This window comes from Streptomyces torulosus (assembly GCF_001419765.1).
Lineage (GTDB): Bacteria > Actinomycetota > Actinomycetes > Streptomycetales > Streptomycetaceae > Streptomyces > Streptomyces torulosus.
Map to the genome: position 1 here is coordinate 1 of NZ_LIRK01000212.1, position 9873 is coordinate 9873.

At 72.0% G+C, this 9873-nt stretch carries 11 protein-coding genes and 1 pseudogene; 7 read left to right on the top strand and 5 right to left on the bottom strand.

What is annotated here, in order from left to right; translation table 11 throughout:
* Positions 1-126 (top strand): LUD domain-containing protein (locus tag AOK23_RS44035; RefSeq protein ID WP_169800302.1); only part of this gene is annotated, 126 nt, incomplete at its 5' end.
* Positions 127-272: 146 nt separating this feature from the next.
* Positions 273-908: a hypothetical protein gene (locus AOK23_RS15720; RefSeq protein WP_055713340.1), complete on the top strand. Its 636-nt coding sequence runs from the start codon at positions 273-275 to the stop codon at positions 906-908.
* A gap of 50 nt (positions 909-958) precedes the next feature.
* Here the strand turns inward: AOK23_RS15720 and AOK23_RS15725 are convergent, their stop codons facing one another.
* Complete coding sequence (locus AOK23_RS15725; RefSeq protein WP_055713341.1) at positions 959-1498, bottom strand: GNAT family N-acetyltransferase; 540 nt, start codon at positions 1496-1498, stop codon at positions 959-961.
* A 164-nt stretch (positions 1499-1662) separates the two neighbouring features.
* Between AOK23_RS15725 and AOK23_RS15730 the strand changes: the two genes are divergently transcribed.
* A complete protein-coding gene (locus AOK23_RS15730; protein WP_240496402.1) occupies positions 1663-2532 on the top strand; it encodes an SAM-dependent methyltransferase in 870 nt (289 codons plus the stop codon).
* Between the two features lie 71 nt (positions 2533-2603).
* Here the strand turns inward: AOK23_RS15730 and AOK23_RS15735 are convergent, their stop codons facing one another.
* On the bottom strand, positions 2604-3383 hold the full coding sequence (locus AOK23_RS15735; protein ID WP_079049501.1) for a UdgX family uracil-DNA binding protein: 780 nt from the start codon (positions 3381-3383) through the stop codon (positions 2604-2606).
* A 30-nt stretch (positions 3384-3413) separates the two neighbouring features.
* The gene (locus AOK23_RS15740; protein WP_055713343.1) at positions 3414-4094 is read right to left on the bottom strand and encodes a phosphoribosyltransferase; all 681 of its coding nucleotides are present in this window, start codon (positions 4092-4094) and stop codon (positions 3414-3416) included.
* Between the two features lie 129 nt (positions 4095-4223).
* On the opposite strand from AOK23_RS15740, the gene AOK23_RS15745 reads away from it, so the two are divergent.
* From AOK23_RS15745 to AOK23_RS15755, 4 genes and pseudogenes are all read left to right on the top strand, one after another.
* A complete protein-coding gene (locus tag AOK23_RS15745; RefSeq protein WP_055713344.1) occupies positions 4224-4664 on the top strand; it encodes a Fur family transcriptional regulator in 441 nt (146 codons plus the stop codon).
* A gap of 32 nt (positions 4665-4696) precedes the next feature.
* Positions 4697-6913, top strand: a complete 2217-nt coding sequence (gene katG / locus AOK23_RS15750; RefSeq protein ID WP_055713345.1) for a catalase/peroxidase HPI — start codon at positions 4697-4699, stop codon at positions 6911-6913.
* Positions 6914-7110: 197 nt separating this feature from the next.
* A pseudogene (locus AOK23_RS44975) lies at positions 7111-7483 on the top strand (nitrate reductase); the annotation flags it as partial.
* A 66-nt stretch (positions 7484-7549) separates the two neighbouring features.
* Positions 7550-8050, top strand: coding sequence for a hypothetical protein (locus tag AOK23_RS15755; RefSeq protein WP_055713348.1), 501 nt, complete (start codon positions 7550-7552; stop codon positions 8048-8050).
* Positions 8051-8059: 9 nt separating this feature from the next.
* Here the strand turns inward: AOK23_RS15755 and AOK23_RS15760 are convergent, their stop codons facing one another.
* Together AOK23_RS15760 and AOK23_RS15765 are read right to left on the bottom strand one after the other, a co-directional pair.
* Positions 8060-8821, bottom strand: a complete 762-nt coding sequence (locus AOK23_RS15760; RefSeq protein ID WP_055713346.1) for an SDR family oxidoreductase — start codon at positions 8819-8821, stop codon at positions 8060-8062.
* A gap of 128 nt (positions 8822-8949) precedes the next feature.
* Positions 8950-9873, bottom strand: a 924-nt coding sequence (locus tag AOK23_RS15765) for a Gfo/Idh/MocA family protein (protein ID WP_240496403.1), incomplete at its 5' end; no start/stop codon positions are given.

The window sequence follows — 9873 nt, forward strand, 5'->3', positions numbered from 1 at the left end:
ACCCGCCCCCTGACCTGGATCTCCGGCCCCTCCGCCACGAGCGACATCGAACTCGACCGAGTGGAGGGAGTCCACGGCCCACGCACACTGGAGGTGGTGCTGGTCGGCGGAAGCGGCGACGCGTGAACCTGTGACGGGTGAGCCGTGACGGATGCGTGCGTCGTAGGGCTTCACACCGGCGAGGGCGCATGACGCGAACGCCGCCCTCCGGTGCCCGGATACGAGCACACTCGTGGCACGTGTACCGGTGCGCATCCCGAAGGAGTCGAGGCATGAGCGACAACGGCGCGTTGTACGGACTGCTCGGCGCACTGGGAGGGGCGGGTATCGCCGGGCTGGCCACGGTGTTCGGCCCGGCTCTTCTGCACCGGCGGCAGGCGGAGCAGCGGACGAGTGAGGAGCGGACTCTCAGGAGGGAAGCGGAGATCACTCGGCTGCTGAAGATGCGCACCACGGGTCGGGCATGGGTCGACGCGCTGGAGCGCACGGTCCAGGATCTGGAGGCCCACCGCCCGGTGGACATCGACCGATTCGACGAGAACGTCGACCGGGTCAGCGCCGAGGCCAACGAGGCCGGGCACGCCCTGGCTCACAGTGGCCTCTGGCTCTCATCGCAGGACACGCCACCCCACGGCGTTCCGCTGGTGCAGGCTCCTCCTGGTGGTCCGGGGCCGGGCAGTGCGAACGGTTCAGCGTCTGCGGCCCTGTCCCAACTCCTCGGCCGGTTACGAGAGGCGACCCGCACGGTCCGCGCCGAAGTCCTGCGCGGCCCCGCCCCGCAGGGCGTTCCGGTAACCCGCGAGGTCGTGGAGGCCCTGCAGCGGGTCAGGGCCGCGCGGGCGCAGTTGAACGCGGTTCTCCTCGAACAGATCGACCACATAAGCGGAGGTCGAGCCCGCCACGCGTAGCAGCGCTCGGCCCGCTCCGAGGGTGCGGGCCTGCGGGGCGCGTCGCGACCTCAACCGCACGGCGCAACCGGGGGCCGCAGGCCGAGCCACTGCTCGGCGTCCCAGGCCTCGAAGCGTTCCACCTCGCTGAAGCCCAGTTTCGTGGCCAGGCGCATCGAGGGGGTGTTGGCGGTCTGGGTGGTGAGGACCACCGGCTCGCCGGGGAGCGCGGCGGTCAGCCAGCCGAGGGCCGCCGCGCACGCCTCGGCGGCGTATCCGTGTCCCCATGCCCGGGGGAGAAAGAGGTAGCCGAGGTCGAGCTTGCCCGCGGCGGCCGGGCGACGGTGCCCCGTCGCTCGTCTGAGCAGGACGTGACCGATCATCTTCCCGTCGAGATCGACGACGAAGCTCCCGGGCCACCGCGCGGGCACCTCGGGCATCTCACGTTCGAGTTCGTCACGTGGCCGGGGGCCGCCGAGGTAGGTGTGCACCTCCGGCGAGGAGTGCAGCTCGATGAACGCCGCACGGTCCCAGGTCGCGGGCTCACGGAGCACGAGCCTCTCGGTACGGATCGGCTCAGGCGGCCAGGCCACGGGTCCCAGATCTTCCATCCGCGCACGCTAACAGGTGGTCAACTTGCCCTGGGGAAGGTGTCGTAGGGCGACTCGCGGCCGGATCTCGACGGTGTCCGCGGGCGTGGGGCGGATTGCCGATCACGAGCATGGCGATCTTGTTAGGTTGGGTGGCTCTTGCACGCATCACACGGGGAGCCCTCATGTCACTTGACCGTCCGATGATCAACTCCGGGGTACCGCACTCGGCGCGGATCTGGAACTACTGGCTCGGCGGCAAGGACTGCTACGAGATCGACCGGCAGGTCGGGGAGGAGATCCGGCGGGCCAACCCCCAGATCGTCGACATCGCCCGCGCGCAACGGGCGTTCCTGCGCAGGGCTGTCACCCATCTCGCCGCGGAGGCCGGGTTACGGCAGTTCCTCGACGTCGGTACGGGGCTCCCCACCGCCGACAACACCCACGAGGTCGCCCAACGCGTCGCCCGTGACGCGCGGATCGTCTACGTCGACCACGACCCCACCGTCCTCGTCCACGCCAACGCCCTTCTCGGCGGCGCCCCTCAGGGAGCCACCGCCTTCGTCGACGCCGACCTGCGCGACCCGGACACCATCCTCGAACGCGCCGCCCGGACCCTCGACTTCAGCCGGCCCGTCGGCCTCATCCTCCTCGGCGTCGCCGCGCACCTCCCCGACGAGTCCGCGTACGACGTCGTCGCCCGCCTGGTGGACGCGCTGCCCTCCGGCAGTCACCTCGTGTTCGGCGACAGCACCGAGGTGTACCGGCCGGAGGCCATGCGCTCCATGGTCGAGCACTGGAACAAGACCAGCGACAATCCCCGCGTCAACCGCTCCCCCGAGCAACTCGCCCGCTTCTTCGAGGGGTTGGAGCTGCTCGAACCGGGGCTCGTGTCCGTGGGCCGGTGGCGGGCCGAGCGAGCGGACTGCCCGGGCGACGGTCCGAGCGGGGTCAAGTCCGGCTCCGGCATCGGCATGAGCTCCGGCTCCGGCTCCGGACGTGATGACGAGCCGCGGGACGTGGACTGCTTCGGTGGGGTCGGGCTCAAGCCGTAGACAACCCCGCACGCGACCCTGTCGGCAATCCCGCAGGCGGCCCTGCGGGCGACCCCGTACACACTCGGGGTTCAGCTCCCCGTCCCGCCGCCCCCGGCCAGCGCCTCCGCCGCCACCCTGAGGTCCGCCACCAGCCCCGCGTACGCGCCCTCGCGGTCGTCGGCGCGCAGGACGGCCGACGGGTGGAGCGTGGCGACGACATGAGGGCGGCCGTTCTGGTCCTCGTCGCCCGGCAGCGGCAGCAGGGCGCCCCGGTCCTTGGTGACCCGGAAGGAGCTGCCCAGCAGCGCCTTGCCGGCGGTCGCGCCGAGGGCCACGACGATCTCGGGGTGCACCAGGCGTAGTTCGGCGCTCAGCCAGGGGTGGCAGGCGGCGACCTCCCGCAGTTCGGGCGCCTTGTGGATGCGGCGCTTGCCGCCGCCCGGCGGTCGTACGAACTTGAAGTGCTTGACGGCGTTGGTCACGTACGCCTCGTCCATGTCGATCCCGGCCTCCTCGGCGGCCCGTCGCAGCAGCCGTCCGGCGGGGCCGACGAAGGGCTCGCCCTGCCGGTCCTCCTGGTCGCCGGGCTGCTCCCCCACGAGGAGGATCCTCGCGGACTCCGGGCCGGCGCCGAAGACCGTCTGCGTGGCGTCCTCGTGCAGCGGGCAGCCGCGGCAGTCCGCCGCCGCGCGCCGGTGTGCCGCGAGGCCGCCACGACTCGGCAGAAACGGCCCGGCGTCATAGGCCCGGCCGCCGTCCCGCGAGCCACTCGAGGCTTCCCTGTCGCTTCCGGCACGGCTACCGCCGCCGCTGCCGGACCGCCTGCCGGTCGCAGACCGCGCGTCGCTCGTCGACCGGGTAGGGCTCATCCGGGTCCGCCTCCTTCATCAAACGTCCGGTCACACGTCCGCCAGCACCGCCAGGACGTCCGCGTCCGTGAGCTGGTCGAAGTTGTCGTACCAGTGGCCGACCGCGCGGAAGCCGTACGGGCTGCGCAGACAGATCACCACGTCCGCCTCGCCGCGCAGCAGTTCGACGGACTCGGGGGCGCCGACGGGCACGGCGAGGATCAGGCGCGCGGGGTGTGCCCGGCGGGCGGCGCGCAGTGCGGCGCGGGCCGTGACGCCGGTCGCCAGGCCGTCGTCGACGACGATCGCGGTGCGGCCCCGCAGGTCGAGGGCGGGTCGGCCGCCCCGGTAGCGGCGCTCCCGTCGGCGGAGTTCGTCCCGCTCCCGTGCGACGACGGGGGCGAGGTCGGCCTCGGTGAGCCCCAGGGCGGCGAGCGCCGACCGGTCGAACAGGGGCGGGGCGTCGCCGACGATCGCGCCGACGCCGAGTTCCGGCTGGAACGGCGCCCCGATCTTGCGGGCCACGAGCACGTCGAGGGGCGCGCCGAGGGCCCGTGCGACCTCCCGGGCGACGGGGACTCCGCCGCGGGGCAGGGCGAGGACGACCGGACCGGGCAGCTCGCCCCTCTCCCCCAGCGGGCGCAGGCGCGCGGCCAGCTCGCGCCCGGCGTGCGACCGGTCGCGAAAACGCGTCGCCGCCGGGGCTCCACCACGGCGCAGCTGCGGATTCATGGCTTCCCTCCCCTCCAGTGTCGCCGCCGGCGAGCGGCCCGTCCACGCCGGGCGTGTCCGAAACCGTTCACCAAACTTGGGTCATTCGTTTTCTTGAACTATTCGTGTTTGAGGGGGTAGGTTGTCGTCATGACCGAGCCCCAGACTCCGACCACCGCCGAGGAGCTGCGCGGTGCCGGCCTGCGGGTGACGGCCGCGCGGGTCGCTCTGCTGGAGACCGTCCGGGACGGCGACCATCTCGGCGTCGAGGCGATCGCCTCCGGCGTCCGCGATCGCGTCGGCCATATATCCGTCCAGGCCGTGTACGACGCGCTCAGCGCGCTCACCGAAGCGGGACTCGTCCGCCGTCTCGAACCACCCGGCAGCCCGGCCCTGTACGAGGGCCGTGTCGGGGACAACCACCATCACCTTGTGTGCCGGTCCTGCGGCGCCGTGGTCGACGTCGACTGCGCCGTGGGCCACGCCCCGTGCCTGACGGCGTCCGACGACCGCGGCTTCGCGATCGACGAGGCCGAGGTCATCTACTGGGGCCTGTGCCCTCAGTGCTCGCAAGCCAAAGCCGGCAGTTAGCACCGTGATCCACCCAGTTCGGAAGGACTCCCATGACTGAGAACCACGACGCGATCGTCACGGATCAGAAGGCGGAGGGTGCAGGCGGTTGCCCGGTTGCCCACGGCCGTGCCGCGCACCCCACTCAGGGTGGCGGTAACCGTCAGTGGTGGCCGGAGCGGCTCAACCTGAAGATCCTCGCCAAGAACCCCGCCGTGGCGAACCCCCTCGGTGAGGAGTTCGACTACGCCGAGGCGTTCAAGAACCTCGACCTGGCGGCCGTGAAACAGGACATCGCCGAGGTACTGACCACCTCGCAGGACTGGTGGCCGGCCGACTTCGGCAACTACGGCCCGCTGATGATCCGTATGGCCTGGCACAGCGCCGGCACCTACCGCATCAGCGACGGCCGTGGTGGCGCCGGCGCCGGTCAGCAGCGCTTCGCGCCGCTGAACAGCTGGCCGGACAACGCCAACCTGGACAAGGCCCGCCGTCTGCTGTGGCCGGTCAAGAAGAAGTACGGCCAGTCCATCTCCTGGGCCGACCTCATGATCCTCACCGGCAATGTCGCGCTGGAGCAGATGGGCTTCGAGACCTTCGGCTTCGCCGGCGGCCGCGTGGACGTGTGGGAGGCCGAGGAGGACGTGTACTGGGGTCCCGAGACCACCTGGCTCGACGACCAGCGCTACTCCGGCGACCGCGAGCTGGAGAACCCGCTCGGTGCCGTCCAGATGGGTCTGATCTACGTCAACCCCGAGGGCCCCAACGGCAACCCGGACCCGGTCGCCGCCGCCCGTGACATCCGTGAGACGTTCCGCCGCATGGCGATGGACGACGAGGAGACCGTCGCCCTCATCGCCGGTGGTCACACCTTCGGCAAGACCCACGGCGCCGGCCCCGCGGACAACGTCGGCGCCGACCCCGAGGCCGCCACCCTGGAGGAGCAGGGCCTCGGCTGGAAGTCCAGCTACGGCACCGGCAAGGGCGGCGACACCATCACCTCCGGCCTGGAGGTGACCTGGACGGCCACGCCGACCCGGTGGAGCAACGGCTTCTTCAAGAACCTCTTCGAGTACGAGTACGAGCTGACGGAGTCCCCGGCCGGCGCCAAGCAGTGGGTGGCGAAGAACGCCGAGGCGATCATCCCGGACGCGCACGACGCGTCGAAGAAGCACCTGCCGACCATGCTCACCACCGACCTGTCGCTGCGTTTCGACCCGGTCTACGAGCAGATCTCCCGTCGCTTCTACGAGAACCCCGACCAGTTCGCGGACGCCTTCGCCCGCGCCTGGTACAAGCTGACCCACCGTGACATGGGCCCGAAGTCGCTGTACCTCGGCCCGGAGGTCCCGGAGGAGACCCTGCTCTGGCAGGACCCGCTGCCGGAGGCCGAGGGCGAGGCCATCGACGCCGCCGACATCGCGGCGCTCAAGGCGAAGCTGCTCGACTCGGGTCTCACCGTCTCCCAGCTGGTCTCCACCGCCTGGGCGTCGGCGTCCACGTTCCGCGGCAGCGACAAGCGCGGCGGTGCCAACGGCGCCCGTATCCGCCTGGAGCCGCAGCGCGGCTGGGAGGTCAACAACCCGGACGAGCTGCGTCACGTCCTGAGCGTCCTGGAGGGCGTCCAGGCCGGGTTCAACACCGGCGCCAAGAAGGTCTCCCTGGCCGACCTGATCATCCTCGGTGGTGCCGCCGCCGTGGAGAAGGCCGCCAAGGACGCCGGCTTCGACGTGGAGGTCCCCTTCACGCCGGGCCGTGTGGACGCGACGGAGGAGCACACCGACGTCGAGTCGTTCGCCGCGCTGGAGCCGACCTCCGACGGCTTCCGCAACTACCTGGGCAAGGGCAACCGTCTCCCCGCCGAGTACCTGCTGCTCGACCGGGCGAACCTGCTGACCCTGAGCGCCCCCGAGCTGACGGCCCTCGTCGGTGGTCTGCGCGTCCTGGGCGCCAACACCGGTGGCTCCACGCACGGCGTCTTCACCGCGACCCCGGGCAAGCTGACCAACGACTTCTTCGTCAACCTGCTCGACCTGGGCACGACCTGGAAGTCCACCTCCGAGGACCAGACCCTGTTCGAGGGCCGTGACGCGGCCACCGGCGAGGTCAAGTGGACCGGCACCCGTGCCGACCTGGTCTTCGGCTCGAACTCCGAGCTCCGTGCCCTCGCCGAGGTGTACGCGAGCGACGACGCCAAGGAGAAGTTCGTCAAGGACTTCGTCGCGGCGTGGGCCAAGGTCTCCGACCTGGACCGGTTCGACCTCGTCTGATCCCGCGGGGATCCCGATCCCCGAGTGACACGGGCCGGAGCTGATCCGACCCCCTCCGACCCCGGCGTCCGGGCCGGCCCCCACGGGCCGGCCCGGACGTCCGCGTATGGGCACACCCGTGGATGGCCTCCGTGTGCGGGTGTCCGCGCGTGGGCGGCGGCCGGAGCCGGGGCGGCGGGAGCGGCCGACGCGGGAGCCGCCCGTGCGACTACACCGGCCTGTCGTACGACCGGCTGCGCGGCGGCAGCGGCATCCAGTAGCCCTGCGACGAGCGGACCCCCGACGGCACCCGGCGGCTCTACGGCGAGGGCTTCGACTGGGGGCACCCCGATGTCTGCGAGTCCTACGGCAAGGACCTGGTCACCGGCGCCGCCGCCGACGTCGTCGAGTACCGCTCCCTTCAACCCGGACAGCAAGGCGGTGCTCAAGGCCGCCGAGTACCTGGCCCCGCACGAGGAACCCGACGAGGAGTACCCGCTCCAGCTCACCACGGGCCGCACGCTGTACCACTTCCACACCCGGACCAAGACCGGCCGGACCCACGACGATCACGGACGCGGACCCGGCGTCCGAGCAGCCGCTGTTCAAGACGGTCGCCGCCGCGCTGACCGCCCTCGACCACGACGGAGGCACCCGGTGAACGACGGCATCGCCCTCGCCCTGCGCGCGCTCCATCGGAGCGAGCGGAACCTGGCCGGGGAACTCGCACGGGTCGCCGACCGGCACCGCGCCGAGCACGAGATCCACCATGTCGCCACCGACCTCGCCGCCTGGTCCCGCGAACACGTCCGGCGGATCGCCGCCACCGCCGCGGACCGCGAGGTGGACCTCACCGGCCCGCCGGAAGCGGGCGACGTGTCCGACGCGGTGTTCGCCCCGCACGGGAACCGGTCGAGCGCCGTGACCGCCGACGCCCTCGATCCCGCGCTGCTGCTCCTGCGGGACCTGCGCGAACTCCACCTGAGCGCCACGGCGAACTCCCTGCACTGGGAGATGCTGGCCCAGCCCGCCCAGGCGGCGAAGGACCCGGCGCTGCTCTCGCTGGCCTCCACCTGTCACCCACGGACACTGCGCCAGATGCGCTGGACCAACACCATGATCAAGACGATGTCGTCGCAGGTGCTGACAAGCCTGTGATCCCGTCCGTCACGGGTGCCGCTGCACGGTGGGCGCGATGACCAGTTCCTCGATCAGCGTCCGCTCCGGGAGCGAGGCGCACAGGAGCACGGCGCGCGCCACGTCCTCGGGCCGCACCATGGCGGCCCGCTGTTCCGGGCCCGGCGGTACGGCGCGGGTGTCGTGGACCGGTGTGTCGACCGCGCCGGGCAGGATGCAGGTCGCCCGGATGCCCTCGTCGCGATAGCTGTTGCGGAGGTACGCCATGAAGTTCCGCACGCCGGCCTTCGCGGCGCCGTAGGGGGCGCCGCCGAGGAGGGTGGGCCGGATCGCGGCCAGGGAGGAGATCGTGACGACGGAGCCGCCGCCGCGCTCCAGCATGTCCGGGAGGACGGCCTGGGTGAGCAGATAGACCGCGGTGAGGTTGACGCCCATGACGGCGTTCCACTCGTCCTCGCCGGTCCAGCGGACGTCGACGACCCGTCCCGCACCGCCCGCGTTGTTGACGAGGATGTCGACGGGCCCGGCGGTGTCCCGGGTCCAGGCGACGAGTGCCCGTACGTCCTCGGCGTTCTCGATGTGCGTGGGGCGGGTGAGGGCCGTGCCGCCGTTTCCCGTGACGACGGCCGCGACTTCGTCCAGCACATGCCGACGGCGTCCTACGAGGACGACTGTGGCGCCCTCCTCGGCGAGCAGCAGCGCCGTCTCCCGGCCGATGCCGGTGCCCGCGCCGGTGATCAGCGCGGTCTTCCCGGCCAGGGTTCGCGCCTGCTCGCGGTCCTCGATTCCCATGAGCCTCAGCCCTCCCGACGGGGGCGCGTCGTGCGCCCTTGAACTGAGCATGCCCACCGGACGGGAAGCACTGGGGTCCCGGTCACAGATGGCGAACCCATGCGCCGCCTCGTCGGCGGTGGCGCAGGTCAGGCGCCGTGGAAGGCGGGGCGGTCGACGAGGTGGACCTCGACGCGGCCTCCCTCCGTCTGGGAGCGGACGGCCGCCTCGCAGATCGCCGCGACGGCGTACCCGTCCCAGATGCCGGGGCCGGTCACCTCACCGCGGCGGGTGGCGTCGACCCACGCCTGGACCTCGCGGTCGTAGGCGTCCTCGAAGCGCTCCAGGTAGCCGGGGGTGACCGTGCCGCCCCAACGTCCCGCGGCGGTGACGAGCAGGTCGTGCCCGTCGCCGATGCGGGCCGTGCCGTGCTCGCAGACGGCCTCGGCCTGGACCTGGTAGCCGTAGCGGGCGTTGAGGTAGATCTCGACGTCGGAGAGGGCGCCGCCGTCGGTCTCCAGGACGACGAACTGGGGGTCGGCGAGGCCCTCGGGGGCGTTCCCGGACGGGCGGGGGCGCAGCACGGTGACGGCGGTGACCTCCTGGCCGAGGAGCCAGCGGGTGATGTCCATCTCGTGGGCCACGGAGTCGTTGATGGCCATGGCGCTGGTGAAGCCGGGCGGGTTCTCGGGGTTGCGGTGCCGGTTGTGCAGCATCAGCGGGCGGCCCAGTTCCCCGCTGTCCAGCAGGGCCTTGAGCCTGACGTACTCACGGTCGTAGCGGCGCATGAAGCCCACCTGCACCCTGCGGTGGCCGAGCCGCTGTTCGGCCTCCAGCAGACGGAGCGCGGCGGCGGTGTCCGGGGTGAGGGGCTTCTCGCACAGGACGGGCAGGTCGTGCGCGAAGGCGGTGAGCAGAGCCGCCTCGTGGGCCGGGCCCGGCGAGGCGACGAGCACGGCGTCGACGCCCGGCGAGGCCAGCGCCTCGGCGGGGTCGGCGAAGGCCGTGCAGCCGTCGACGCCGGCGGCGATCGCCTCGGCCCGGTCGGTGTCGAGGTCGACGACGGCGGCGAC